Source organism: Bradyrhizobium sp. IC4059 (assembly GCF_020193615.1).
Lineage (GTDB): Bacteria > Pseudomonadota > Alphaproteobacteria > Rhizobiales > Xanthobacteraceae > Bradyrhizobium > Bradyrhizobium yuanmingense.
The window spans coordinates 427,319-450,246 of the sequence record NZ_JADYVH010000002.1 but is presented as its reverse complement, the minus strand read 5'-3'; the positions used below and the strand labels follow the sequence as shown (position 1 = coordinate 450,246).

Below are 22,928 nucleotides of genomic sequence, written 5' to 3'. Positions count from 1 at the left end.
CGATCACTCCAGATTCTGCACCTGCTCGCGGAACTGCTCGACCACGTTCTTCATGGCGAGGCCCGTGTTGGTCAACTCGATGTCGTTCGACTTCGAGCAGCAGGTGTTGACCTCGCGGTGAAACTCCTGCGCCAGGAAATCCAGCTTGCGCCCGATCGGGCCGCCCTTGCCGATCAGCTCGCGCGCCTGCGCGATGTGGGAGGCGATGCGGTCGAGCTCCTCGCGGATGTCGGCCTTGGTCGCGATCAGGATCGCCTCCTGCATCAGGCGGTCGGAGTCGAAACGGTCGGAGGTGTCGAGCAGCGCTGCGATCTGCTCAGCGAGCTTCGCCTTGATCGCCTCCGGCTTGCGGCCGGGCGCGGCCTCCGCTCTCTTCGCCAGCTGCTCGATCTCGTCGACGCGCTGGGTCAGGATCTGCCCAAGCGAAGTGCCCTCGCGCTTGCGCATCGCAACGAGCTCGTCGAGCGCCTTGTCGAAGGCCTCGGCGGCAGCAGTGCGCGCTGCCTTGTCCTCCTCCTCGTCGCCCTCGGGCTCGGCGACCTCGACGACGCCCTTGATGGCGAGCAGGCCGTCGATGCTCGGCGCCACCGCGTCGACCTTCCCCGAGATCAGCGCGGCGGCCTTCAGCACCGCGTTGAGCACGTCCTCGTTGATGCGGACGGTGGCGGCGGCATTGGTGCGCTTGACGGTGAGATTGGCATAGACGGTGCCGCGCGAGAGCAGCTCGCCCGCGCGCTTCTTGGCATGGGCCTCGAGCTCATCAAACCCCTGCGGCAGCCGCACGCGCAAGTCGAAGCCCTTGGCATTGACCGACTTCAACTCCCATTCGAACGTATACGGCCCGCTTGCGCCGTGGCATCTCGCAAAGCCGGTCATGGACGACAGCGCCATCAGTTCAAATTCTCCAGGAACACGGGATTCGCGAGGCTATCAAGCCACGCGAATCTTAAGACTATTTTGCCGGAAAGTGGAATCGGCAATGTCCGCAAGCCGATCTGCGCGCAAGGCTCAGCGCTGAACCACCGGCGGCGAGCCCTGCACCGCGCCCTGCCGGGCCGGTGGGGGATTGGCTGGAGCAGCCGGGCGTGCTGCCGGCGGCCTCTTCTGCTGATTGGGCCGTGCCGGCGTGGCCGCGGTCGGCGCGTCGGCAGCGCCAGGCGCGGCAACGGCCGGCGGCTGCGCGTCCTCGGGCGGCTCGACCGTGTCGTTCTGGATCTGCTTCTCCATCGCGCGGAGCTTGGCGACGTTCTTCTGGTGCGCGTCGTAGGTTTCGGTGAAGGCATGCCCGCCGGTGCCGTCGGCGACGAAATAGAGGTCGCGGGTGCGGGCCGGGTTGGCGGCAGCTTCGAGCGAGGCGCGGCCCGGATTGGAGATCGGGCCCGGCGGCAGGCCGTCGATCACATAGGTGTTGTAGGGCGAGGGCTGCGTGATCTCGCTGCGTTTGATCGGCCGGCCCAGCGTTCCCTTGCCGCCGACGAGGCCGTAGATGATGGTCGGATCGGACTGCAGCTTGATCCGCTGCTTCAGCCGGTTGACGAACACCGCGGCGACACGGCTGCGCTCGTCCGCCTTGCCGGTTTCCTTCTCGATGATGGACGCCAGCGTGACCAGCTGCTCCGGCGTCTTGACTGGAATGTCCTGATTGCGGCGTTCCCAGATCTCCGACAGCACACGCTTGTGCGCCTGCTGCATGCGCTGGACCACCTGCTCGCGCGGGGTGCCGCGCGGGAATTTGTAGGTCTCCGGGAGCAGCGTGCCTTCGCGCGGCAGCTCGCGCACGCTGCCGGTGAAGATGTCGTTGTCGGACAGCCGCGCCACGATCTGCTCGGAGGTCAGGCCTTCGGGAATCGTCACGGCGTGCTGCACCACCTTGCCCTCGACGATGGTGCCGATGACGTCGCGCAGCGAGGCGTTCTTCTGGAAGGAATACTCACCCGGCTTGAGGTCCGAGCTCGCCTTCAACGCGGCGACGCTGGCGATGAACACCCAGGGATTGACGTCGGTCACGCCTTCCCGGTTCAGCGTCTCGGCGATGTCGCGCTTGCCCGCACGCTGCGGGATGTTGACGATCTTGTCCTCCTTCAGCGGTCCGGGCGCCTCGAGCACCTGGCGGCCGTAATAATAGACGCCGCCGGCGCCGAGCATGGCGATCAGCAGAAGGGTGATGATGGCGTTGCCGACGACGACGAACGGATTGCGCGCGCGGTCCGACCGCTTGGGCGGCGGCGGAAGTTGCTCGGGCTCGAGCGCGGCCCGCGGACTCCGGGGTGAAATGGGCGGCCTTTCACTCATCGAAACAACCTGAATCCTGCCGGTTCAATAGCGGCCCGACAATCGCTTGCCCTGCCAAAAACGCACGCGCCCACGTCCATGACTATCGCCGAATACGGCAAAACGGTGGATTCGTCTCAAACACAAACTAACTGACTAGGCGCCGGACGATCACCGACGCATTGGTACCGCCAAAACCAAAAGAGTTCGACAACGCGACGTTGACCTCACGCTGCTTCGACTTGTGCGGCACGAGATCGATCGCGGTCTCGACCGACGGATTGTCGAGATTGATCGTCGGCGGCACGACATTATCGCGAATCGCCAGAATCGCGAAAATCGCTTCGATCGCACCGGCCGCGCCGAGCAGATGGCCGGTCGACGACTTGGTCGAGGACATCGCGACCTTGGAGGCGGCGTTGCCGAGCAGACGCTCGACCGCGCCGAGCTCGATCTCGTCGCCGAGCGGCGTCGAGGTCCCGTGCGCGTTGATGTAATCGAGATCGGACGGCGTCAGCCCGGCACGCTTGAGCGCGGCCGACATGCTGCGGAAGCCGCCATCGCCGTCGGGCGACGGCGACGTGATGTGATAGGCATCACCCGACAGACCATAGCCGATCACCTCGGCATAGATCTTCGCGCCGCGCCGCCTGGCGTGCTCCAGCTCCTCCAGCACGAGGACGCCGGCTCCCTCGCCCATCACGAAGCCGTCGCGGTCTTTATCGTAGGGACGCGAGGCCTTTTCGGGAGTCTCGTTGAAACCGGTCGACAGCGCGCGCGCGGCGTTGAAGCCGGCAATGCCGATGCGGCTGATCGGCGACTCGGCGCCGCCCGCGACCATCACGTCGGCATCGCCCAGCGCGATCAGGCGGGCGGCATCGCCAACCGCATGCGCGCCGGTCGAGCATGCCGTGACCACCGAATGGTTCGGCCCCTTCAGCCCGTGCGCGATCGAGACGTAGCCGGAGGCGAGATTGATCAAGCGGCCGGGAATGAAGAACGGCGACACCCGGCGCGGCCCGCGCTCCTTCAGCAGGATCGCGGTATCGGCGATGCCGTTGAGGCCGCCGATGCCGGAGCCGATCATGGTGCCGGTCGCGCACTTGTCCTCTTCGGTCTCGGGATGCCAGTTGGCGTCGTCGAGCGCCTGACCGGCCGCGGCCATGCCGAAGATGATGAAGTCGTCGACCTTGCGCTGGTCCTTCGGCTCCATCCACTTGTCCGGATTGAAGCTGTCGTTCGAGCCGTCGCCGCGCACGACCGTGCAGGCGATCTTGGTCTGCAGATCGGAGACATCGAAGCTCTCGATCCTGCGCGCACCGCTTTCGCCGTTGAGGATGCGCTTCCAGGTCGGCTCGACGCCACAGCCGAGTGGCGAGACCATGCCGAGACCCGTGACGACAACCCGCCTCATATCCGAAAACTCCGCATCGAAAGAATCACGGCCAATAACAAGAAACCGGCTGACCGCTGCGAAGCGGCCCGTCCGGTTTCAATGTTGTCCCCGCGAAATTGAAGAGCCTTAGCTCTTCGCGTTCTTCTCGAGAAACTTCGTAGCGTCGCCGACGGTGAGAATCGTTTCCGCAGCGTCGTCCGGAATCTCGCAACCGAATTCCTCTTCGAACGCCATCACCAGCTCGACGGTATCCAGACTGTCGGCGCCGAGGTCGTCGATGAAGCTCGCGTTGTCGACAACCTTCTCGGGTTCAACACCAAGGTGTTCGACCACGATCTTCTTAACCCGCTCGCCAATGTCACTCATTGCTTAACCTCGTGTTGTTCCCTGTAGACCCGACCCCCCGGGACGATACGAGCCGTCGTGGTCGTTTGACTGCCTTCGCTTACGAACTTTGATTTGGCCCATCCTAACCGATGGAGGCCCCGGCGAACGACGGCCAAAGGCTCCGCATCGCCAATATACAGGGTTTCAAAAACCTGCAATGGCGTTCTTTGCCCATCCGTTGGAGGTCCGGTTATCATACTTCAATTGCCTTGACTACAAGCCTCATTTCGCTCCGGAAACGGCCGTTTGCCGCATGCCGCACCGCCGTGACAGGCGACGCGGCACGAGATGTCAGATCATGGCCATGCCGCCGTTGACGTGGATGGTCTGCCCGGTGACGTAGGCTGCTTCGTTCGAGCTCAGATAGACGGCGGCCGCTGCGATGTCCTCGGGCGTCCCCAGGCGGGCGGCCGGAACCTTGGTGAGAATCGTTTCGCGCTGCTTGTCGTTGAGCGCATCGGTCATCGGCGTCTTGATGAAGCCCGGCGCGATGCAGTTCGCGGTCACGCCACGCTTGGCGTATTCGGCCCCTAACGTCTTGATCATGCCGATCAGGCCGGCTTTCGACGCCGTATAATTGCCCTGCCCGGGATTGCCGGTGACGCCGACCACCGAGGTGATGGCGACGATGCGGCCGAAGCGCTTGCGCATCATCAGCTTGGTCGCGGCGCGCGCCAGGCGGAAGGTCGCGGTCAGATTGACGTTGATAACCTCGTCCCAGTCCTCGTCGCGAAGCTGCACGAAGAGATTGTCGCGCGTGATGCCGGCATTGGCGATGAGAATGTCGACCTGGCCCATCGCCGCTTCCGCAGCGGGCACCAGCGCCTCGACCTCATCGGCCTTGGAGAGATTGCAGGGCAGCACGTGGGCGCGCTCGCCGAGCTTGCCGGCAAGCTCGTCCAGCACCTCCTTGCGCGTCCCTGAAATGGCGACGGTGGCGCCCTGCGCGTGCAGCGCCTGCGCGATCGCGCCGCCAATGCCGCCGGTCGCGCCGGTGACGAGCGCCTTTCGGCCAGTCAGATCGAACATTGATGGACTCCTTTAAGCCTGCTTCGCAGCGGCCAATGCATCCTTGGCGGCGGCAATATCGTTCGGGCCGCCGACCGCAATGCCGACGGCACCGTCCGCGATACGCTTGACGAGACCGGTCAGCACCTTGCCGGCGCCGATCTCGAAGAAGCGGGTGACGCCCTGCCCGGCCATGTAAGCCACCGACTCGCGCCAGCGCACCGTGCCGGTGACCTGCTCGACCAGGCGGCGGCGGATCTCGTCGGGATCGGTGATGGCGCTCGCCAGCACGTTCGACACCAGCGGGGCGGCCGGCGCCTTGATCGTGACCTTCGACAGCGCTTCCGCCATGGCATCCGCAGCCGGCTGCATCAACTTGCAATGGAACGGGGCGGACACCGGCAGCAGCATCGCGCGCTTGGCGCCCTTGGCCTTGGCGATCTCGACGGCGCGATCGACCGCAGCCTTGTCGCCGGAGACGACGACCTGGCCGCCGCCATTGTCGTTGGCGGCCTGGCAGACCTGCCCCTGCGCCGCCTCGCCCGCGACCTCTATGGCGGCCTCGTAGTCGAGACCGAGCAGCGCGGCCATCGCGCCGGCGCCGACCGGGACCGCCTTTTGCATTGCGAGACCGCGGGTGCGAAGCAGACGCGCGGTATCCGAAACCGTCAGGCTGCCGGCCGCCGCCAGCGCCGAATATTCACCGAGCGAGTGGCCGGCGACGAAGGCCGCGTCTCGTCCCACGGAAAAACCAGCCTCGGCCTCGAGCACGCGCAAGGTCGCGATAGACACGGCCATCAGCGCCGGCTGGGCGTTCTCGGTGAGTTGGAGAGTTTCGGCCGGACCTTCCCAGATGATGGCCGTCAGCTTCTCCCCGAGCGCGGCATCGACCTCGTCGAATACGGCGCGCGCCACCGGAAAGGCGTCGGCCAGGGCCTTGCCCATGCCGACAGCCTGGGAACCCTGCCCAGGAAATGTGAATGCAGCCGTCATCGGCGCTCCCTGCTGTCAGGCATGATCCCTGTTCTGAACCGGCAGCCGATTTACGCCCGGCCTTAGGCCGTGGTTCCTTGGGCCATGGTTCCGGATCATGCTCCAAAGGGGGCCGTAGACACCGTCCGGGGCCGCACTGTCAAGCCGAGACGGGAACTTGGAGCAGCATTCAACGGGGAATAAGCCCCTCAAAACCCGCCGGCGGTCTGGTTGGCATCGACGTCCGCTCCTGCCCGCGCTCGGCGCGCACTGTTCACCAGTTGCCCCGGCCGATCCTCGCGGTTCGGCTTTGCCGTGGCCAGCCGCAGCACCGAAGCGTAGTTCGGCTGCACTTCCATGCGATCGGCGTACCGGCTCGCACTCAGCAGCCGGTGCACCTTCGGCAGATTGTAGCAGGGCACGTAGAACAACAGATGATGCTCGAGGTGATAGTTCACGTAATACGGCGCGATGAACAGGCGCTCGAGAAAATTGGCATGCGTCGTGCGCGTGTTGCGCAAGGGGTCGCTACTATCGGGGACGACGGCGTGCTCGGCGATATTGCGGATGCGGGTGATGACCATCATCCACGTCAAGAGCGGCACCAGCCAGAGCAGCGGATAGGCCCACCACACGCCGGCCGCGGCGAGCGCGGCAAACATGATCCCGTTGACCACACATTGCGGGCCGAGCATCTCCCAGAAATGCGCTGCACGTTGCCGCCATGACCAGTCCTTTGGCCCGAGCGCGTTGAGCAACTGCGCCTTGCGCTGCTGGTAGCCGGTCTGCCCGGTGATGTCGCGGATGAACTTGCGGCGATAGCTCAACTTGGTGATCGGAAACGGCGCCGACAGCACGAGGTCGGGGTCGTCCTCCTGCTGGGTGCGCGCATGGTGCTGAAGGTGATAGCGCCGGTAGCTGCGCGTCTCCGCAAACAGCGGATAGGCGCAGAACCACTGGCTCAGCGTCAGATTGGTTTTCTCGTCGGCGGACAGGCAACCATGTGCGCCGTCATGCATCAGGATCGCAAGGCCGAGCTGGCGCGAGCCGATGATGGCGACGGCGAAGATATAGGTGAGCGGATTGGGCCACCACGCGACCAGCGCGATGGCTGCAATGATCAGCGTCCAGGCGTGCGCGATCAGCGCAGCGCCTTTCCACGTCGCGCGCTGGCGCACCTCGGCCAATTGATCGTCGGTCAGGAAATCGCGGGCACGCATGCGAAGCGCGGTCATGGCCTAACCCTTTCCATTGGAATTGTCGGATGCCTCGCGCGCCTCGACGAGACGCAGGCGGGCGGTGTCTTCAGTGGATTTCGCCTGCTCGCCCAGCACGCGCAGCATCTCGGCGCAGAGCGCCTCGGGCGAGCGGCCCATCGCGTAGCCCTCGAGAATGACGCCGATGGCGACGGCCCAGAACCGCCGCGAGCTTTCGTCGGGCGCGCGCAGCGAGCGCCAGCCGTGCCGCGCGACCTGCCCCGCATAAGCGCGCGTACCCTCGCTGTGCAGGCGCTCGATGGTGCGCTCCACCAGCGGCGCGAGATCCTGGCGACGCCGCGTCAGCGTCAGCGCCTCGGCGAAGAAGGCGACCGAATCGCTCGCCGTCACGGTCTCGGCCAGCGCGTGGGTGTATTCCCCGGGAGTCCGCGCCTTGAGCGCCGCCTGCTCGGTGGCCCGCGCCAGATACAACAGATCGCGGCAGGCGCATTCGACAAACAGCGCCTCCTTGGTGCGGAAGTAATAGGTGATCTGGCTCGGGAACGCGTCCGCGGCGGCCGCGATGTCGGTAATCGACGTGCCTGACAGCCCCCGCTCCCGAAACAGCGGGCTCGCAGCATCCAGGAGCAGTGACCGCATCTTGCGGCCGGCCGAGCGCGTCGCGCGCGCGGCGTGCTTGGGGTCGCCTGCCGCTTCGAGCGGCGCATCGGCCGACGCTTCTGCCATGGGATCCTTTCACTGATTTATTTGTATGTTATACAAACAAACAGATCAAGCCGAATCTTGGTATGGAGGATGGGGTTCTTGTTCCCGTTGGAGGGCGGACCGGCTCGGCTCGAAGATGCCCCTCCACCTTGCAAAGCCGGCCAAAATCCGTATAAGGCGCCCATCCGCAGACCCCGGCCGGGAGCTGAACGGACGGTCTCAGCAAATCATTCGTGATTTTGGTGTGGCAGGGCCAGTCGGCCCGTCGTCCCGTGTTTCCGCCTTCTGAGCTTGATCCCAGAGTCCTTTCCGAAGGCCTCTTAAGGGTTTGACGCCGGGCGATGCGCCAACATGAGGAAAGGACGACCATGCCTCTTTACGAGCATGTTTTTCTCGCGCGTCAGGACGCGAGCCCGCAGCAGGTCGAAGAGCTGACTGCGCAGATGACCGGTATCGTCGAAGGTCTCGGCGGCAAGATCACCAAGACCGAGAATTGGGGCGTGCGCTCCCTCACCTACCGCATGAACAAGAACCGCAAGGCGCACTTCGTGCTGCTCAACATCGACGCGCCGTCCGCGGCGATCGCCGAGATCGAGCGCCAGGAGCGCATCAGCGAAGACGTGATCCGCTATCTCAGCGTCCGCGTCGAGGAGCTCGAGGAAGGCCCGTCCGCGATGATGCGCAAGGCCGACCGTGATCGCGAGCGTGACGATCGCGGCGGTGGCTTCCGCGGCGAGCGTGAAGGCGGCTTCCGTGGCGACCGCGAGGGCGGTTTCCGCGGTGATCGCGGTCCGCGCCGTCCGCGCGATGAAGCTGAAACCACGGATGGGGAGTAAGAATCATGGCTGAAGCTGGTGCACGCCGCCCGTTTTTCCGTCGTCGCAAGAGCTGCCCGTTCACGGGCGCCAATGCTCCGAAGATCGACTACAAGGACTCCAAGCTGCTGATGCGTTACGTCTCCGAGCGCGGCAAGATCGTGCCGAGCCGCATCACCGCGGTGTCCGCGAAGAAGCAGCGTGAGCTCGCCCGCGCCATCAAGCGCGCGCGCTTCCTGGGCCTCCTGCCCTACGTCATTCGCTGATACGACCAATTCGACCGGCGGCGGCTAGCGCCGCCGGTCGCGACTTTTCGAACTCATAAGGCTTCCGGGTCGTCCGGTCGCCGATGGTTGGGGCAAGCGACGCCTCTAACCGCTCGAAGGGAGCGGGACAGCTGATGATGGCCTTTGGACTGATAGCCCTGATCGCCGGCGCTGCGTCGGCCCTGATGTTCGCCTCGATCATCTCGGGGGCGCTGATCGCGCTCGTCCTGTTCTATCTCGCTCCGCTCCCCCTGATGGTCGCCGCGATCGGCTGGGGCCCGCTTTGCGCGAGCATTGGTGGCATCGCCGCCGCGATCGGCCTCGGCGCCCTGTTCGGCCTGCCCTACTGCATCGCCTTCGCCGTCACCGTCGCGTTGCCGGCGTGGTGGCTCGGCCATCTCGTCCTGCTCGGACGTCAGGTGGGAAGCGCCGCGTCTGCCACCGGCACAGCGCCCTCCGCGGAGCCGGAGGTCGAGTGGTACCCGGTCGGCCGCATCCTGCTCTGGATTGCAGGCTTCGCGACGCTGACCACGATGGCCGCTTTGCTCACTCTCGGGACCGACGCGGAGACCATCACCGGCACGTTGCGCCGTGGCCTGACGCGCCTCCTGCGCGCCACCGACCCGCAAACTTCGGGCGAAGCCAGCCAGTTCGTCGACGCGCTGGTGCGCATCGCACCCGCCGCCGCCACGATTGCCGCGACGATGACGCTCACTCTCAACCTCTGGCTCAGCGCCAAGGTGACCGCGACGTCGGGCCGGCTGCGCCGTCCCTGGCCGGACCTCAAGACCACCGAGCTGCCGCAGATGACGCTGGTGGTGCTGTGCATCTCCCTCGCCTTCTGCTTCACCGGGGGGCTGCTTGGCATCGTGGCGCAGATCGCCACCGCCGCGCTGATGATGAGTTATGCGCTGGCCGGTTTCGCCGTATTGCATACGCTGACGCTCGCGCTGAACGGCCGCACGTTCTGGCTCGGCTCGACCTACGCCGCCGTGGTCGTGTTCGGATGGCCCGTGGTCGCGATGGTGATCCTTGGGCTTGCGGATGCCTTGTTTGGCTTGCGCGAACGCTTCCTGCGCAGCCGGCAGCCGCCGCCACTGCCTACACCTTGAGTTCAACCCCGAAACTGAAACCTTCGAGAGCACTTCAAAAGGAGAACGAATATGGAAGTCATTTTGCTGGAACGCGTCAACAAGCTCGGCCAGATGGGCGAAGTCGTGAAGGTTCGCGACGGCTACGCTCGCAATTTCCTGCTCAAGCGCGGCAAGGCGCTGCGCGCCACCGCCGACAACCGGGCCAAGTATGACGGCATGAAGGCCGAGCTCGAAGCGCGCAACCTCGCCTCGAAGGCCGAGGCGTCCAAGGTCGCCGAGAAGATCGAGGGCAAGAACATCATCGTGATCCGCCAGGCCTCGGAAGCCGGCCAGCTGTTCGGCTCGGTCAACGTGCGTGACATCGTGCTCGCGTTCGAAGCCGACGGCGTTTCGCTCGCCCGTCCGCAGATCCAGCTCGACGCGCCGATCAAGACCATCGGCAAGCACTCGATCACCGTTGCCGTTCATCCCGAAGTCGAGGTCGAGATCACCGTCACGGTTGCCCGCAGCCAGGACGAGGCCGAGCGCATCAACCGCGGCGAGGACATCTCGACCCGCAATGAGGATCGCGATGCGGCCGCCGAGGCGATCGCCGCCGCCGGCGAGTTCTTCGATCCGGAAGCCCAGCACGACGAGGTCGCGCCGGCGCCGGCTGCGGAAGAGAAGTAAGCAGCTCAACTCGTCATTCCGGGACGGTCCGCAAGACCAGACCCGGATGACGATCCCGATCAAAGCCCGGCTGCCTCACGCGGCCGGGCTTTTCGTTTTGGCAGCGACGTCCTCGCTCAGCATCGCGATCGAGGCCAGCGCGGTGGCCGTATGCTTCTCGACGCCGTCGCTGACGCAGAACACGTCGGCGGCGACCACCGCGACCTGGCGGCCCGGCTTGATCACCCGGGCGCGGCAGATCAGCTTCTCGCCGACCGCGGGCGACAACAGATTGAGCTTGTATTCCGCCGTCAGCGCCGGCTGGCCGCGCGACGTGGCGGCTGCGATCGTGGTGGCGTTGTCGACCAGGAAGGCGGTGACGCCGCCATGGAAGAAGCCGTGCTGCTGTAACAGCTCCGGCCGGCGCTCCACGGCGATGGTGCAGGTGCCGCGCGACAATTCGGAGAGCTCGGCGCCGACCAGGTTCATGAAACCCTGCCGGCCGATATTGGCGTGGATGCGCTCGGCAATCGGCGCAAATTCCGGATCAGCTTCGGCCCGCATGCGATCTCCCCTTATTGCTTGTTGATGCGATCGAACGGCCTCAGCGCACGATTGGCGCAGGCGATCAGCGTGTCCGCCTCGATGCGCGGATCGGTGCGCTCGCGACCCGACAAATAGGCGCGGCAGAAAATCTGCGCCGGACCGATCAGCTGGCTGACGAACATCACCGGCGTCATCGGCAGAAGTTCGCCGCTTGCCACCAGCGGCGCGCGCCAGCGCTCAATGCCTTCGGCAAGCCGCGCATTCTGCGCCCGCTGGGCGTCGCGCACGTCTTCGCCCCACTCGCTGCGCGAGATCTCGAAGAGGTAGCGCGCCTCGCGCCGGCTGGTGACGACCCAGTCGAGATGCGCCCGGATCAGGCGATCGATGCCCCGCTCGGCGTCGGGGCCGGGATCGAGCGCGGCCAGTATCGCGGCGTGATAGTGCCGCAAGACCTCCAGAAACAACGCACCGGCAAGTTCTTTCTTCGAACCGAAGACGTGGAAGAAGCTGCCGTTGGAAGCCCGCGCGCGGGTGCGGATCGCAGCCACCGTCGCGGCTTCGAAGCCGACGCGGTCGAACACGGCAAGGCCGGCCGCCAACAGATCGTCTCGTACGCTCGCCGTCATGGGCGCCTCCTAGAGCAATACTCTAGAGTACTACTCTAATGGCGGTCAAGTCGATGCGAAGGCCGCGGATGGGCGCGGCCTTCGCATCGTCGATCGAAAGATCCGGGTGACTTAGCGCGAGATCGGCGGCACCGGCGGACCGGAGGACGCAGGCGGCGCCGGCGGCGGGGCTGCAGCGGTCGCGGGCGGCGCCTGTTCCTGCGGCTTGGCCGCGGGGGCCGGCTCGGCAGGTTTCGGAGCAGCCTCTTCCACCGGCTTGGGCGCGGCCGGCTCAGCGGGCTTGGCGGCGGCTGGAGCGGCCGGCATCACCTGCGGGACCGGATCGGGCCGCAGCGCCGGCGTCTCGCTGCGCGGCTCGACCTTGGCGCTGTCAGGCTTGACGGGCTCCGGCTTCGGCTCGGTCTTCTTGTCGTCGGTCGTCGGCGCCGCGGCATCGACCTTCGGGGCTTCCTCCGTGCCGGGCTTGGCGCGCCGCTTGCCTTTGCGTGCCTCGGGCGCAGCCTCTCCCTCCGGCTTGGCACCCTCCTCGGCCGGCCGAGCCGCACGCTTCTGGCGCGTACCCTCGGCGGCAGGAGCAGCGCCCTCGCCCTCCGGCCTCGCGGCATCCTGCGCGCGCTGGCGTCGACCCTGTTGTTCAGGCGCGGCGCCGTCCTTCTTGGCGTCCTTGGCCTGATAGCGCGTGTCGGTGGCACCGTTCGAGATCAGATAGGCGGAGAGGACGCCCGCCATATCCGAACTCGTCGTGTAGTGCTGGCGCAGGAATCCCGGCAGCGAGCCGGGCGACACGGACTTCAGCAGCCCGCGCGGGCTCTTGTGGCAGACATTGCAGGTCTGCGAGAACAGCTGCGACGGGGTCTTGCCAGCCTCGAGGTTCGTCGCCTGCGCAAGAACGGAATTAGCCGCACCGAAGCCAATCAGAAGCAACACCGTCGCGAGGCTGAGCGCTCGGCTCGACATTCCCATCATCTCCGTTGAATTTCCGCAAATGCAGCCGGCATCCGGCGCGGCGGCGGTCACCTTTTAACCGATTGAGCCGCGAATGGAAGCAGGTCCGCGCGCAAGGATGTGATTAAGCGGTTTTCGAATATCTACTTTGAACACAGTGCAACTAGCGCAGCCGGAACCGGCTCGCTAGATTTGAATGCAAACGCATAGGAACCGCTGCGGCGCCTGGGCGTCAGTTATAAAGGCCGGGTAGTCGCATCTTTCGGGTTCGCTCGAGAGGATTGCCGATGGACCGTTTGTTGCGTCGATTTCTGTCCCAATTCATCCGCCGCGGGTCGTTGACGGTGACCAGCGCGAGCGGGTCGAAGTTCACCGTCGGCGACGGCTCCGGCGAGCCGGTCGCAGTCCGCTTCGTCACTGCGGACTCCGAGCGGAGGGTCCTCGTCAATCCCGAGCTGGGGCTGGGCGAGGCCTACATGAACGGCGAGTTCGTGGTCGAGCGCGGCACCATAGCTGATGCCCTCGCGATCCTGCTCGATCAACCCGACCCATTGCCGCAGTGGGCAAAGCCGTGGTGGCACCTGCGCTACCTGACGCGGCACCTCAAGCAGTTCAATCCCCGCCCGCGCTCCCGTCAAAACGTCGCTCATCATTACGATCTCGACGGCCGGCTCTATTCGCTGTTTCTCGATGCCGACAAGCAATATAGCTGCGCCTATTTCGAGACGCCCGAGATGTCGCTGGACGACGCGCAGCTTGCCAAGAAGCGGCACATCGCGGCGAAGCTTCTCGTCAGCAATGGCCAGCGCGTGCTCGACATCGGCTCCGGCTGGGGTGGCCTCGGGCTCTATCTCGCCGAGATCGCGAGCGCCGACGTCACCGGCATCACGCTGTCGACCGAGCAGCTGGAGGTCGCCAATGCGCGCGCCGCCGAAAAGGGCCTGACGGGCTCGGCCAGATTCCAGCTCCAGGATTATCGCGACGTCGAAGGTACGTTCGACCGCATCGTCTCCGTCGGCATGTTCGAGCATGTCGGGGCGAGGTTCTACGACGCCTACTTCCAGCGCTGCGCCGAGCTGCTGAAGGAAGACGGCGTCATGCTGCTGCATTCGATCGGCCGTTCGCAGGGCCCGGATTCGACCAATCCGTGGATCGCCAAATACATCTTCCCCGGCGGCTACATTCCCGCGCTCTCGGAGGTGCTGCCGGCGATCGAGCGCGCGGGCCTGCTGGTCTGCGACATCGAGATTCTGCGCCTGCACTACGCCGAGACGCTGAAGGCCTGGCGCGAGCGGTTCATGGCGCGGCGCGAGGAAGCCGTGCAGCTCTACGACGAGCGCTTCGCCTTGATGTGGGAATTTTACCTCGCGGCCTGCGAGATGACGTTCCGCAAGCAAGCCATGATGAACTTCCAGATCCAGATCACCCGTCGCCAGGGCGTGGTGCCGATGACCCGCGACTATATCCCGCAGGAAGAAGCCCGGCTGCGGGCCCGGGAGGGCGCGGCCATGCCGAAGCTCAAGCTGGCTGGTGAATAGGTCCGGATCCTAGTGACGCAGGGTCGAAATCCCGGACGTCCGGAAAGACGCCGTTAACGCCAATTGCGCCCGCAATTCCAGCAGGATTTCGGGGGCGACCGGCTGGCGACGTACCTCGGGCCGCTCCGCGTGCTTCATAGCCGCGATCAGCCCCGACAGCCAAAGCCGGCTGCCTGCCTCGCTTCGCCAGTTCTGGTGCTGCCGTTCTGGCTGCATCGTTCGCCTCGTATCCCTGTTGGCGGGGAATGAGATAATCCCCTGCCCATCCGCCTGTTCCGACATGACACCCGAAAGAATCCGGGGAGATGTGATCTGGTTCACAGAAGTCTGGTCGGGCCTGGCTTAGACCGTCGCCATGAGCAAAGAGACCCAAACCTCATTCGACGTGCAGGACGACCTCCGCACCGATTACGCCCTGATCGTCACCGGCGTTGGGGCGGCTCTGGTTGCGCTGGTCTACCTCCTGCTGGTCTGAAGCTGAGCCGAATCGGTCAGCGTGCGTCATTTTGCGCGCCTCTCGGTAGGTCTGCGCGTCAGCCCCCAGGGTTCACGGGTTTCAGGATTTTTCCGCGGCGCGATCACAGCCCTCTGCGCCGAGCGAGCTCCGCCAAAATCCAGTCAAGCGCGGCGCGTGCTGCGACTGCTAATCATCCACCATTTTAACTGAGCGGTTGATAGCGGTCAGCTTTTGCTTCCGCTTTGACCTGCGGCGGCGCTTTATCCCGGCCCCGCATCCGCCCAAGAAAATTGCTAAGCACGTCCGACCATGGCACTGACTGATTCGAACGTTCTCAAACTCGCGCCCGATGCCGGAACTCCCGCCTATCGGAGCGCACCGCACAATATCGAGGCGGAACAGAGCCTTCTGGGCGCAATCCTGGTCAACAACGACGCCTTCTACCGCGTCTCCGACTTCCTGGAGGCCAAGCACTTCTTCGAGCCGCTGCACCAGACCATCTTCGAGACCGCCGGCAGCCTGATCCGGATGGGCAAGATCGCCACCCCGGTCACGCTGAAGACGTTCCTGCCGGCCGATACCGATGTCGGCGGCATGACCATCGGACAATACCTGGCGCGGCTTGCGGCCGAAGCCACCACCATCATCAACGCCCAGGACTATGGCCGCACCATCTACGATCTGTCGTTGCGCCGCGACCTGATCGGCATCGGCGAGGACATGGTCAACGTCGCCTATGACGCCCCGGTCGACTTCCAACCGCGGGCGCAGATCGAGGATGCCGAGCGAAAGCTGTACGAGCTCGCCGAGTCCGGCCGTTATGACGGAGGCTTCCAGAAATTCTCGCAGGCCCTCACCGTCGCGGTCGATCTCGCGGCCAAGGCATTCCAGCGCGACGGCAAGCTGTCGGGCATTTCGACGGGCCTGCGCGACCTCGACACCAAGATGGGCGGCCTGCAGCATTCCGACCTCATCATCGTCGCGGGACGCCCCGGCATGGGCAAGACGTCGCTGGCGACCAACATCGCCTACAACGTCGCGCAGGCCTACGTGCCGGAGCTTCAGGCCGACGGCACCATGAAGGCCGCCAATGGCGGCGTGATCGGCTTCTTCTCCTGCGAAATGTCGGCCGACCAGCTCGCCACGCGTATCGTGGCCGAGCGCACCGGCATTCCCTCCTCCCACATCCGCCGCGGCGGCATCACGGAGGCCGATTTCGAGAAGATCCGGCAGGTCTCGATCGAGCTGCAGTCGCTGCCGTTCTACGTCGACGCCACCGGCGGCCTCTCCATCGCGCAGCTGATGGCGCGCGCGCGCCGGCTCAAGCGCCAGAAGGGCCTCGATCTCCTGGTGATCGACTACATCCAGCTGCTCTCGGGCTCGGGCAAGCGCGCCAGCGACAGTCGCGTGCAGGAAATCACGGAGATCACGACCAGCCTGAAGGCGCTGGCCAAGGAGCTCAACGTTCCCGTGATCGCGCTGTCGCAGCTCTCGCGTCAGGTGGAATCGCGCGACGACAAGCGGCCGCAGCTCTCGGACCTGCGCGAATCCGGCTCGATCGAGCAGGACGCCGACGTCGTGCTGTTCGTGTTCCGCGAGGAATATTACCTCGCCATGAAGGAGCCGCGCCCCGGCACCGAAGAGCATGCCAAATGGCAGGCCGACATGGAACGCACGGTCGGCCGCGCCGAAGTCATCATCGGCAAGCAGCGCCACGGTCCGACCGGCACCGTCGAGCTGCACTTCGATGCCTCGGTCACGCGCTTCGGCGACCTCGCGCATGACGGCCAGCTGCCGGACCGCAGCGACTACTAGATTGTTCCCCGGGTTGAACGGGGCCGGTCTCTTGCGTAAAACGACGCCATGACAATGGCGTCCGCCCCGAAATCAATCCCGCAATCCGGCCCCCTCTCCCCGGAGGCCAACCAGGCTGCCGCGCTCGCCGCCTTCGGCGGCGTGCTGACCGTCGATCTCGATGCGATCATCGCCAATTGGCGCAAGCTCGAGAAGACCGCGGTGCCGGCCGAATGTTCGGCGGTGATCAAGGCCGACGCCTATGGCTGCGGCGCCGAGCAGGTGTCGCGCGCCCTGAGCAAGGCCGGTTGCAAGACCTTCTTCGTCGCCACCATCGAGGAAGCGCGCAAGGTGCGCGCCGCCGTTCCGGAGCCCACGATCTACGTGCTCGGCGGCTATTTCCAGAACACCGGCGAGCACTACGCCAAGATCAATTGCCGTCCGGTGATCGGCGATCTCAACGAACTCGCCGAATGGGACGTGTTCTGCCGCCGCACCGGCTGGAACGGGGGCGCCGCTGTTCACATCGACACCGGCATGAACCGGCTCGGGCTGACGCTGTCGGAAGCGCAGGCCATCATCCCCCGCATCAACGCCGGCGACCACGGCATCACGCTGGTGATGAGCCATCTGGTCTCGGCCGAGCAGCTCAACAGCCCGATCAATGCCAGACAGCTCGCGACCTTCCGCAGCATCGCCAGTGAGTTCACAGGCGTGCCGGCGGCGCTCGCCAACTCCTCCGGCATCTTCCTCGGCGCGCCCTTCCAGTTCGACCTGGTGCGCCCGGGAGCTGCGCTCTACGGCGTCAACCCGACGCCGGAGGCCGACAATCCCATGCAGCAGGTCGTCGACCTCAAGGCGCGCATCGTGCAGATCCGCAGCATCGATCGCGGCGAGACCGTCGGCTATGGCGGCACCTGGACCGCGCGGCGGCCGACGAAACTGGCGATCATCGCAGTCGGCTATGCCGACGGCTATTTCCGCGCCGCCAGCTCCAATGACGGCACCCGCGGCGCCGATGTCATCGTGGCCGGCAAGCGCTGCCCTGTCGCGGGCCGCATCTCCATGGACCTGATCGCGATCGACATCACCGATCTGCCGCCGAACGCGGTGCGGCGCGGCCACATGGTGACGCTGCTCGGCGAAGGCATCACCGTCGACGAGCTCGCGCACCATTTCGGCACGATCGGCTATGAGGTGCTGACCAGCCTCGGCCGCCGCTATGCCCGCGTCTACAAGGGTGGCAATGTCGAGGAGCCGCTGACGAAGCCGGAGCCCGCCTCGAACGCCGGGCAGCCGCCTTCCCCACCGTCGATCGAACAGCCGTCGGCGTTGCCGCCGCTGCCAAGTTAAACCACCCGCACCTACTTCTTCTTTCTGCTGTCCAGCGCCGTCTTGCAGGTGGCGCTGAGCTGGTCGCGCTTGGCGTTGAGACAGGCGACGATGCCGCTGCCCGGCGCGATGCCGGCGCAGAATTTGTCGTAGTCCGCCTTGCACGCGCCGCGCGTTTCGGCTGACTGTGCCGTGGCCCCGGAGAACGCGACGACTAAGGCGGTAGCGGCAAAGCTCAACTTGGACATTGTATCTCCGGGGACGAAAGGCAGAGCCGGTAGCTCTAGATGAAGATCGCGACATTCAACATCAACAACATCAACCGCCGCCTGCCCAATCTGTTGGCATGGCTGCGAATGGCGAAGCCCGATGTCGTCGCGCTTCAGGAGTTGAAGGCAAGTGATGGCGAATTTCCGGCGGCCGCCATCGAAAGGACCGGCTATGGCGCGGTGTGGCGTGGACAAAAGACCTGGAACGGCGTCGCCATCCTCGCCCGCAATGCCGAGCCCGTGCTGACGCGCGACCGTTTGCCGGGAAAGCCTGCCGATCTCGAAGCGCGCTACATCGAGGCCGCCGTGCGTGGCGTCATCGTCACCAGCATTTATCTGCCCAACGGCAATCCGCAGCCGGGACCGAAATTCGACTACAAGCTCGACTGGTTCGCGCGGCTGCGGCGCCACGCCAACACCTTCATCAAGCAGGACCTGCCGGTGGTGCTCGCCGGCGACTACAATGTCGCGCCCACCGAGATCGACATCTATCCGACGCGCTCATGGGACAAGGATGCGCTGATCCAGCCGAAGAGCCGCGCAGCCTTTGCCGCGCTGGTCGAGCAAGGCTGGTGCGACGCGATCCGCGAGCTGCATCCGGACGAGCGCATCTACACGTTCTGGGACTACAAGCGGAACCGCTGGCCGCGCGATGCGGGCCTGCGGCTCGACCATCTCCTGCTCAGCCCTGCCCTCGCCCCGCGCCTCGCCAAAGCCGGCGTCGACAAGAAGATCCGCGGCGAGGACGGCGCCAGCGATCACGCGCCGGCGTGGGTGGTATTGCGATGACCCAAACGCAGTCAGCAGCGGGCCGCCCGATAAAACCTGAAAACAACCCCATGCACAGTAGCTGGCCCCAGTCCGCTCAATGACTTACGGGTAAACCGAAATCAAAGTTGATCCGTCGGGCAAAACACTGGCATGATGTCACCATCGAAGGCGTCCACGTGGCGCCGAGGGCTCTTCAGATCGCCCCTTCATCGGGAATGTTGAGGACGGTGCCGCAAGCCTTGCAATGCACCGCGTCGGCATCGTGCCTCTGGAGCCCGCACGTCGGGCATGGAAACCGCACCTTGTGGGGACTGAGGAGCGCGCGGGCGAGATTGAAGAACAGCGTCACGCCGAAAATCATGATCACGACGGTGATCAGACGACCGAACGTACCCGCCAGCGTGATGTCGCCGAAGCCGGTCGTCGTCAGCGCCGTGACGGTGAAATACAGGGCATCGGCATAGTTCCGGATCTCGTCGTTGCGAAACTTCTGGGTCTCGTAAACGATCCCGGTCATCACGAAGATGAAAACGGCGAGGTTCGTGACGGCGAAGATGACCTCTTCGTTGCGACGAAAGAACGGGGAATCGAGGCGCAGCCTCACGAGCATCTGGTAGTCGCGAAGCAGGCCCAACGTCCGCAGAATCCGGAGAAAGCCGCCCGCCTCGCCGGCAAGCGGCGCCAGGAAGGATACGATCGCAACCATGTCTGCCCAGGTCGCGAGCTGGGTGAATTTTTGAAACGGATGCCGATCGACCAGGAGCCGGCCGGAGAAGTCGGCCAGCAGAATAACGCCGAACAGGACGTCGAGCGTCTCGACGATGTCACTGGGCGGCAGGAACGAGGTCGCAATAATGAACAGCACCGTCACGATATCGAAGATGAGCAGCGCATAACGGAAGCGCACGCCGTCCGGCGTTGCGCCCTCGTAAAGGAGTCGGACGTTGCTTTTGAGAGACGTGAGGGTCACTGCACCATGATCGCGGTTTGCACGGATGTTGGCAACTCGGAGCGTGTGCCGCAACCGACGACGTCTGTATACCTAGAGTGGGCCTCGCGATTAGGAACCCGGACCGCGACGCGGTGTTCAGCTCTCTTTGGGGGCTGAATGCTCAAACCCGACGATTGTCGCAAGCTTGCGGAGCAATATCGAGCGCGCGCGAATGATGCCACATCGGCGAAGCGCCTCGCCAATGTGCTTCTGAGCGTTTCCAACGCCTATCTCGCTCTGGCGAGCCAACTGGAGCTCCTTGCGTCCGTCGAACATCAGGAGCACGCGAGGAGAGCCGGTCGGAACGTTCAAGGCTGAGCCGTCAGACGAAAGATGCAAACCGAGCCGGCGGCGGCGCCATGAAGCCTCATCATTGCGGTGCCCCGCGATCGAGTTCGCCCCGCTGATCACTCGGAAGGAAGCCTCTTGACCTCCGCGGCCTGGTAAGCATACTGGTCTGACCACGATCAGACCAAGAGACGGGGATGGAGTTCAAGCGAGCCGCCGACGGCGAAAAGGGGTTCGAGAAGGTGTTTGCCTTCCTGCGCGAGCGCCTGCTTACCGGCTCGCTCAGGCCGGGCGACCGCCTGATTTCGGAGCGCGAGCTCGCCACCCTGCTCGGCGTCAGCCGGCCAATCGTCCGGGAGGCGCTGCGCGCCCTCACCGTCCTCGGGATCGTCGAGATCCGCGACCGCATCGGCACCGTCGTGACGCGGCCAGATGTCTCGGTGCTGAACGACTTCTTCACCTTCGCCCTCGCCCAGCAGGCCGACATGCTCGAGGACGTCATGCAGGCGCGCGTCGCGATCGAATGCCAGGCGATCCGGCTCGCCTGCGAGCGCGCCAACATCGCCGATTTCGAACGGCTGCAGCGCGCGCTGACGAAGATCGGCGAGACCATCGACGAAGCCGATGCCGGCGGCATGGCGGATTTCGACTTCCACCGCGCGATCGTCGTCGCCTCACATTCGGAGACGCTGAGCGTGCTGCACGCCTCCATGGCGGGCCTGTTGACACATTCGCATCGCAGCCGCCGCGAGCTGGTGCAGGCCTTCCCGTCGATGAAGACCTACCTTGTCGACGATCACCGCCGCATCTTCGAAGCCCTCATTGCGCGCGATCCCGAGCGCGCGGATGCGACGCTGCGCAAGCATTTCGCCATCGGCGACGAATACCGCAGACGCGCCGTCGTCGGCGACATCGACAAGACCAGTGCCTCGGGCTGATCGCGCACAGCCCTTCAATCAAGACGCCAATTAAACAAGAAACGGACTGACGACATGGGACGGAACGACAAGGGCAAGGTCGGCTTCATCGGCATCGGCACGATGGGGCGGGAGATGGTGCGCAACCTGCAGGCGGCGGGCCACGCGGTCCGCGTCTTCGATCTGAACGAAGCCGCGCTGGCCGACAGCGTCAAGGAAGGCGCGACGCGTGCCAAAAGCCCTGCCGATGCCGCGCAAGGCACCGATATCGTCATCACCATGCTGCCCGACACGCCGCACGTCGAGGCGACGATCTACGGCGAGCAGGGCCTGCTGAATTCCCCGCCGCCGGGCAAGCTGATCGTCGACATGAGCACGATCTCGCCGGTCGCCGTCCGCCGCATCCATTCGGACCTGCAGAAGACAGGCGTCGGCTTCATCGACGCGCCGGTCTCCGGCGGGCCGGTGGGCGCCAGGAACGCCGCGCTCTCGATCATGGCCGGCGGCGATGCGGACACGTTCGCCAAGGCCGAGCCGTTCTTCCGCGCGATGGGCACGACCATCACCCATGTCGGCGCATCCGGCGCCGGCCAGACCGTCAAGCTCTGCAATCAGCTGATCTGCGGCATCAACATCCAGGCGATCTGCGAGGCGCTCGCGCTCGGCCGCGCTTCGGGCCTCGATCTCAACCTGCTCCGCCGGGTGCTGCTCGGCGGCTCCGCCGCTTCCTGGATGCTGGACAAGCTCGGCCCCGCGATGATCGCCGGCGACGTTTCCGCGGGCTTCCGGATCGATCTGCAGCTCAAAGACCTTCGCCTGGTGCAGGAGCACGCACAGGCCCTGAACGTGCCCCTGCCTGGCACCGCGCTCGTCACCAGCCAATACGTCGACGCGCGCGCCCATGGCGAAGGCAGCAACGGCAACCAAGCGCTGTTCCGCGTCTATGACCGCATGACCAACCAGACCACCGGCTGACCCTGGAACGATGAGCCTCCAACTCGATTTTCCCGCAGTGCTGGAGCGTTGGCCGAGTTTCCTCGCCGGCGCGGTGCTCACGCTGGAGTTGGCTTTCTTCGCGACCGTGCTAGGCGCCCTGCTCGGCACGCTGGCGGCGGTCGGACGCGGCACGCACAACGCGCTGATCGCGGGCGCCTGCAAGGTTTACGTCGAGACCATTCGCAACACGCCGCTGCTGGTGCAGATCTTCCTGGTTTACTTCGGCCTCGCCAGCCTCGGCCTGAAATACTCCGCCTTTACCGTGGCCGTTGCCGCGCTGACCATCAATGTCGGCGCCTATACCGCCGAGATCATGCGCGCCGGCTTCGAGGCGATCCCGCGCGGGCAGATCGAAGCCGCCGAGGGCCTCGCGCTGTCGCGCTTCCAGATCTACTGGCACATCATCCTGCTGCCGGCGGTCGAGAAGGTCTATCCTGCGCTCACCAGCCAGTTCGTGCTCCTGATGCTGGCCTCCTCGGTCTGCTCGCAGATCTCGGCCGAGGAGCTCACCGCGGTCGCCAACTACATCCAGTCGGACACCTATCGCGCGTTCGAGACCTACATCATCGTCGCCGTGCTCTACGTCATCCTGTCGCTGGTGATGCGTGCCGGCTTCTGGGGCCTCGGCCTCCTCCTGTTTCCGCGCCGGCGCCGGCTCGGCACGCCGTTGTGAGATGAC

25 protein-coding genes and 1 pseudogene are annotated in these 22,928 nt (G+C 65.3%); 12 read left to right on the top strand and 14 right to left on the bottom strand.

Annotation, left to right across the window (positions count from 1 at the left end):
• Window positions 1-3: 3 nt before the first annotated feature.
• From I6F12_RS08055 to I6F12_RS08020, 8 genes are all read right to left on the bottom strand, one after another.
• The gene (locus tag I6F12_RS08055; RefSeq protein ID WP_109144007.1) at window positions 4-891 is read right to left on the bottom strand and encodes a YicC/YloC family endoribonuclease; all 888 of its coding nucleotides are present in this window, start codon (window positions 889-891) and stop codon (window positions 4-6) included.
• A gap of 117 nt (window positions 892-1,008) precedes the next feature.
• Window positions 1,009-2,292, bottom strand: coding sequence for an endolytic transglycosylase MltG (mltG, locus tag I6F12_RS08050; RefSeq protein WP_036000702.1), 1,284 nt, complete (start codon window positions 2,290-2,292; stop codon window positions 1,009-1,011).
• Window positions 2,293-2,419: 127 nt separating this feature from the next.
• A complete protein-coding gene (fabF, locus tag I6F12_RS08045; protein ID WP_109144009.1) occupies window positions 2,420-3,685 on the bottom strand; it encodes a beta-ketoacyl-ACP synthase II in 1,266 nt (421 codons plus the stop codon).
• 108 nt (window positions 3,686-3,793) lie between these two features.
• Window positions 3,794-4,033, bottom strand: coding sequence for an acyl carrier protein (locus I6F12_RS08040; RefSeq protein ID WP_008551805.1), 240 nt, complete (start codon window positions 4,031-4,033; stop codon window positions 3,794-3,796).
• A gap of 312 nt (window positions 4,034-4,345) precedes the next feature.
• Complete coding sequence (gene fabG, locus I6F12_RS08035; protein ID WP_025035827.1) at window positions 4,346-5,083, bottom strand: 3-oxoacyl-[acyl-carrier-protein] reductase; 738 nt, start codon at window positions 5,081-5,083, stop codon at window positions 4,346-4,348.
• Window positions 5,084-5,095: 12 nt separating this feature from the next.
• Window positions 5,096-6,055, bottom strand: coding sequence for an ACP S-malonyltransferase (gene fabD, locus I6F12_RS08030; RefSeq protein ID WP_225155924.1), 960 nt, complete (start codon window positions 6,053-6,055; stop codon window positions 5,096-5,098).
• 188 nt (window positions 6,056-6,243) lie between these two features.
• Window positions 6,244-7,269, bottom strand: a complete 1,026-nt coding sequence (locus tag I6F12_RS08025; protein ID WP_036034039.1) for a fatty acid desaturase family protein — start codon at window positions 7,267-7,269, stop codon at window positions 6,244-6,246.
• Between the two features lie 3 nt (window positions 7,270-7,272).
• Window positions 7,273-7,977 (bottom strand): TetR/AcrR family transcriptional regulator C-terminal domain-containing protein, encoded by a 705-nt coding sequence (locus tag I6F12_RS08020; protein WP_036000718.1) that lies wholly within the window; start codon window positions 7,975-7,977, stop codon window positions 7,273-7,275.
• A gap of 347 nt (window positions 7,978-8,324) precedes the next feature.
• Between I6F12_RS08020 and rpsF the strand changes: the two genes are divergently transcribed.
• The 4 genes from rpsF to rplI all read left to right on the top strand — a co-directional run bounded on the left by rpsF (window position 8,325) and on the right by rplI (window position 10,800).
• Window positions 8,325-8,792, top strand: a complete 468-nt coding sequence (gene rpsF, locus I6F12_RS08015) for a 30S ribosomal protein S6 (protein ID WP_025035823.1) — start codon at window positions 8,325-8,327, stop codon at window positions 8,790-8,792.
• 5 nt (window positions 8,793-8,797) lie between these two features.
• Window positions 8,798-9,037 carry a 30S ribosomal protein S18 gene (gene rpsR, locus I6F12_RS08010; protein ID WP_007592020.1) on the top strand — a complete coding sequence of 80 codons (240 nt, stop codon included), beginning with the start codon at window positions 8,798-8,800 and terminating at the stop codon, window positions 9,035-9,037.
• A gap of 134 nt (window positions 9,038-9,171) precedes the next feature.
• A complete protein-coding gene (locus tag I6F12_RS08005; protein WP_057028958.1) occupies window positions 9,172-10,149 on the top strand; it encodes a DUF2232 domain-containing protein in 978 nt (325 codons plus the stop codon).
• Window positions 10,150-10,200: 51 nt separating this feature from the next.
• Entirely contained in the window at window positions 10,201-10,800 is a 600-nt protein-coding gene (gene rplI, locus I6F12_RS08000; protein ID WP_036000730.1) for a 50S ribosomal protein L9, read from the top strand.
• Window positions 10,801-10,875: 75 nt separating this feature from the next.
• Here rplI and I6F12_RS07995 read toward each other — a convergent pair whose 3' ends face one another.
• The 3 genes from I6F12_RS07995 to I6F12_RS07985 all read right to left on the bottom strand — a co-directional run bounded on the left by I6F12_RS07995 (window position 10,876) and on the right by I6F12_RS07985 (window position 12,908).
• Window positions 10,876-11,343, bottom strand: a complete 468-nt coding sequence (locus tag I6F12_RS07995; protein ID WP_036000734.1) for a PaaI family thioesterase — start codon at window positions 11,341-11,343, stop codon at window positions 10,876-10,878.
• A gap of 11 nt (window positions 11,344-11,354) precedes the next feature.
• Window positions 11,355-11,951 (bottom strand): TetR/AcrR family transcriptional regulator, encoded by a 597-nt coding sequence (locus I6F12_RS07990; protein WP_225155923.1) that lies wholly within the window; start codon window positions 11,949-11,951, stop codon window positions 11,355-11,357.
• A gap of 111 nt (window positions 11,952-12,062) precedes the next feature.
• Window positions 12,063-12,908 (bottom strand): hypothetical protein, encoded by an 846-nt coding sequence (locus I6F12_RS07985; RefSeq protein ID WP_225155922.1) that lies wholly within the window; start codon window positions 12,906-12,908, stop codon window positions 12,063-12,065.
• Window positions 12,909-13,183: 275 nt separating this feature from the next.
• On the opposite strand from I6F12_RS07985, the gene I6F12_RS07980 reads away from it, so the two are divergent.
• Window positions 13,184-14,434: a cyclopropane-fatty-acyl-phospholipid synthase family protein gene (locus tag I6F12_RS07980; RefSeq protein WP_036022698.1), complete on the top strand. Its 1,251-nt coding sequence runs from the start codon at window positions 13,184-13,186 to the stop codon at window positions 14,432-14,434.
• A gap of 9 nt (window positions 14,435-14,443) precedes the next feature.
• Here the strand turns inward: I6F12_RS07980 and I6F12_RS07975 are convergent, their stop codons facing one another.
• Window positions 14,444-14,755 carry a hypothetical protein gene (locus I6F12_RS07975; protein WP_225155921.1) on the bottom strand — a complete coding sequence of 104 codons (312 nt, stop codon included), beginning with the start codon at window positions 14,753-14,755 and terminating at the stop codon, window positions 14,444-14,446.
• Between the two features lie 445 nt (window positions 14,756-15,200).
• On the opposite strand from I6F12_RS07975, the gene I6F12_RS07970 reads away from it, so the two are divergent.
• Window positions 15,201-16,706: a replicative DNA helicase gene (locus tag I6F12_RS07970; RefSeq protein ID WP_036000744.1), complete on the top strand. Its 1,506-nt coding sequence runs from the start codon at window positions 15,201-15,203 to the stop codon at window positions 16,704-16,706.
• Between the two features lie 54 nt (window positions 16,707-16,760).
• Window positions 16,761-18,038, top strand: coding sequence for an alanine racemase (gene alr, locus I6F12_RS07965; RefSeq protein ID WP_225156137.1), 1,278 nt, complete (start codon window positions 16,761-16,763; stop codon window positions 18,036-18,038).
• Window positions 18,039-18,049: 11 nt separating this feature from the next.
• Here alr and I6F12_RS07960 read toward each other — a convergent pair whose 3' ends face one another.
• Window positions 18,050-18,265 (bottom strand): cysteine rich repeat-containing protein, encoded by a 216-nt coding sequence (locus I6F12_RS07960; protein WP_225155920.1) that lies wholly within the window; start codon window positions 18,263-18,265, stop codon window positions 18,050-18,052.
• A gap of 39 nt (window positions 18,266-18,304) precedes the next feature.
• Between I6F12_RS07960 and I6F12_RS07955 the strand changes: the two genes are divergently transcribed.
• Entirely contained in the window at window positions 18,305-19,075 is a 771-nt protein-coding gene (locus I6F12_RS07955; RefSeq protein WP_109144012.1) for an exodeoxyribonuclease III, read from the top strand.
• A 175-nt stretch (window positions 19,076-19,250) separates the two neighbouring features.
• On the opposite strand, the gene I6F12_RS07950 is transcribed toward I6F12_RS07955, so the two are convergent.
• Window positions 19,251-20,027: a potassium channel family protein gene (locus I6F12_RS07950; protein ID WP_225155919.1), complete on the bottom strand. Its 777-nt coding sequence runs from the start codon at window positions 20,025-20,027 to the stop codon at window positions 19,251-19,253.
• A gap of 138 nt (window positions 20,028-20,165) precedes the next feature.
• Here I6F12_RS07950 and I6F12_RS07945 point away from each other — a divergent pair, with 138 nt between their 5' ends.
• The 4 genes and pseudogenes from I6F12_RS07945 (at window position 20,166) to I6F12_RS07930 (ending at window position 22,922) form a co-directional block, all read left to right on the top strand.
• Window positions 20,166-20,366, top strand: coding sequence for a hypothetical protein (locus I6F12_RS07945; RefSeq protein ID WP_141697612.1), 201 nt, complete (start codon window positions 20,166-20,168; stop codon window positions 20,364-20,366).
• 167 nt (window positions 20,367-20,533) lie between these two features.
• Window positions 20,534-21,274: a FadR/GntR family transcriptional regulator gene (locus I6F12_RS07940; protein WP_036000760.1), complete on the top strand. Its 741-nt coding sequence runs from the start codon at window positions 20,534-20,536 to the stop codon at window positions 21,272-21,274.
• A gap of 51 nt (window positions 21,275-21,325) precedes the next feature.
• A pseudogene (locus I6F12_RS07935) lies at window positions 21,326-22,228 on the top strand (NAD(P)-dependent oxidoreductase); the annotation flags it as partial.
• A gap of 10 nt (window positions 22,229-22,238) precedes the next feature.
• Complete coding sequence (locus tag I6F12_RS07930; RefSeq protein ID WP_225155918.1) at window positions 22,239-22,922, top strand: amino acid ABC transporter permease; 684 nt, start codon at window positions 22,239-22,241, stop codon at window positions 22,920-22,922.
• Window positions 22,923-22,928 lie beyond the last annotated feature (6 nt).

What these genes read in the sequence shown, in the direction of transcription:
- I6F12_RS08055 (WP_109144007.1), bottom strand. Translation starts at nt 891, where the DNA reads ATGGCGCTGTCGTCCATGACCGGCTTTGCGAGATGCCACGGCGCAAGC.
- mltG (WP_036000702.1), bottom strand. Translation starts at nt 2,292, where the DNA reads ATGAGTGAAAGGCCGCCCATTTCACCCCGGAGTCCGCGGGCCGCGCTC.
- fabF (WP_109144009.1), bottom strand. Translation starts at nt 3,685, where the DNA reads ATGAGGCGGGTTGTCGTCACGGGTCTCGGCATGGTCTCGCCACTCGGC.
- I6F12_RS08040 (WP_008551805.1), bottom strand. Translation starts at nt 4,033, where the DNA reads ATGAGTGACATTGGCGAGCGGGTTAAGAAGATCGTGGTCGAACACCTT.
- fabG (WP_025035827.1), bottom strand. Translation starts at nt 5,083, where the DNA reads ATGTTCGATCTGACTGGCCGAAAGGCGCTCGTCACCGGCGCGACCGGC.
- fabD (WP_225155924.1), bottom strand. Translation starts at nt 6,055, where the DNA reads ATGACGGCTGCATTCACATTTCCTGGGCAGGGTTCCCAGGCTGTCGGC.
- I6F12_RS08025 (WP_036034039.1), bottom strand. Translation starts at nt 7,269, where the DNA reads ATGACCGCGCTTCGCATGCGTGCCCGCGATTTCCTGACCGACGATCAA.
- I6F12_RS08020 (WP_036000718.1), bottom strand. Translation starts at nt 7,977, where the DNA reads ATGGCAGAAGCGTCGGCCGATGCGCCGCTCGAAGCGGCAGGCGACCCC.
- rpsF (WP_025035823.1), top strand. Translation starts at nt 8,325, where the DNA reads ATGCCTCTTTACGAGCATGTTTTTCTCGCGCGTCAGGACGCGAGCCCG.
- rpsR (WP_007592020.1), top strand. Translation starts at nt 8,798, where the DNA reads ATGGCTGAAGCTGGTGCACGCCGCCCGTTTTTCCGTCGTCGCAAGAGC.
- I6F12_RS08005 (WP_057028958.1), top strand. Translation starts at nt 9,172, where the DNA reads ATGATGGCCTTTGGACTGATAGCCCTGATCGCCGGCGCTGCGTCGGCC.
- rplI (WP_036000730.1), top strand. Translation starts at nt 10,201, where the DNA reads ATGGAAGTCATTTTGCTGGAACGCGTCAACAAGCTCGGCCAGATGGGC.
- I6F12_RS07995 (WP_036000734.1), bottom strand. Translation starts at nt 11,343, where the DNA reads ATGCGGGCCGAAGCTGATCCGGAATTTGCGCCGATTGCCGAGCGCATC.
- I6F12_RS07990 (WP_225155923.1), bottom strand. Translation starts at nt 11,951, where the DNA reads ATGACGGCGAGCGTACGAGACGATCTGTTGGCGGCCGGCCTTGCCGTG.
- I6F12_RS07985 (WP_225155922.1), bottom strand. Translation starts at nt 12,908, where the DNA reads ATGTCGAGCCGAGCGCTCAGCCTCGCGACGGTGTTGCTTCTGATTGGC.
- I6F12_RS07980 (WP_036022698.1), top strand. Translation starts at nt 13,184, where the DNA reads ATGGACCGTTTGTTGCGTCGATTTCTGTCCCAATTCATCCGCCGCGGG.
- I6F12_RS07970 (WP_036000744.1), top strand. Translation starts at nt 15,201, where the DNA reads ATGGCACTGACTGATTCGAACGTTCTCAAACTCGCGCCCGATGCCGGA.
- alr (WP_225156137.1), top strand. Translation starts at nt 16,761, where the DNA reads ATGGCGTCCGCCCCGAAATCAATCCCGCAATCCGGCCCCCTCTCCCCG.
- I6F12_RS07960 (WP_225155920.1), bottom strand. Translation starts at nt 18,265, where the DNA reads ATGTCCAAGTTGAGCTTTGCCGCTACCGCCTTAGTCGTCGCGTTCTCC.
- I6F12_RS07955 (WP_109144012.1), top strand. Translation starts at nt 18,305, where the DNA reads ATGAAGATCGCGACATTCAACATCAACAACATCAACCGCCGCCTGCCC.
- I6F12_RS07945 (WP_141697612.1), top strand. Translation starts at nt 20,166, where the DNA reads ATGCTCAAACCCGACGATTGTCGCAAGCTTGCGGAGCAATATCGAGCG.
- I6F12_RS07940 (WP_036000760.1), top strand. Translation starts at nt 20,534, where the DNA reads ATGGAGTTCAAGCGAGCCGCCGACGGCGAAAAGGGGTTCGAGAAGGTG.
- I6F12_RS07930 (WP_225155918.1), top strand. Translation starts at nt 22,239, where the DNA reads ATGAGCCTCCAACTCGATTTTCCCGCAGTGCTGGAGCGTTGGCCGAGT.